Origin of the sequence: Paenibacillus camelliae (assembly GCF_023715345.1) — a bacterium.
Taxonomy (GTDB): domain Bacteria; phylum Bacillota; class Bacilli; order Paenibacillales; family Paenibacillaceae; genus Pristimantibacillus; species Pristimantibacillus camelliae.
Genome location: NZ_JAMBNY010000040.1, coordinates 1 through 644, shown reverse-complemented (window position 1 = coordinate 644; position 644 = coordinate 1). Strand labels below are relative to the sequence as shown.

At 53.7% G+C, this 644-nt stretch carries 1 rRNA gene; it reads right to left on the bottom strand.

Going from position 1 to position 644, the window contains the following annotated elements:
- Positions 1-644, bottom strand: a 23S ribosomal RNA gene (locus tag M3180_RS22290); the annotation flags it as partial.

The following is a 644-nucleotide window of genomic DNA, read 5'->3' as shown; positions in this document are numbered from 1 at the left end:
CTCCCCTTAACCTTCCAGCACCGGGCAGGCGTCAGCCCGTATACTTCGTCTTACGACTTCGCACAGACCTGTGTTTTTGCTAAACAGTCGATTGGGCCTTTTCACTGCGGCCCCCTCGGGCGATTAACCCTACCGGGGCACCCCTTCTCCCTAAGTTACGGGGTCATTTTGCCGAGTTCCTTAACGAGAGTTCTTCCGCGCGCCTTAGCATGCTCTGCTCGCCTACCTGTGTCGGTTTGCGGTACGGGCACCTAGATCTCACTAGAGGCTTTTCTTGACAGCCGGAGCTCATGACCTTCGCTACTGTAATTTTCACTCCCCATCACAGCCCAGCCTTATAGCCAGCGGATTTTCCTACTGACAAGCCTCACTGCTTGGACGGACTATTCCATCAGTCCGCGTCACTACCCTTCTGTGTCACCCCATTGCTCAAACAACCTTCGGTGGTACAGGAATTTCAACCTGTTGTCCTTCCACTACGCCTTTCGGCCTCGCGTTAGGTCCCGACTTACCCTGAGTGGACGAGCCTTCCTCAGGAACCCTTAGGCTTACGGCGGACAAGATTCTCACTTGTCTTTTCGTTACTCATACCGGCATTCTCACTTGAATACAGTCCACCAGTCCTTACGGTCTGACTTCAATCC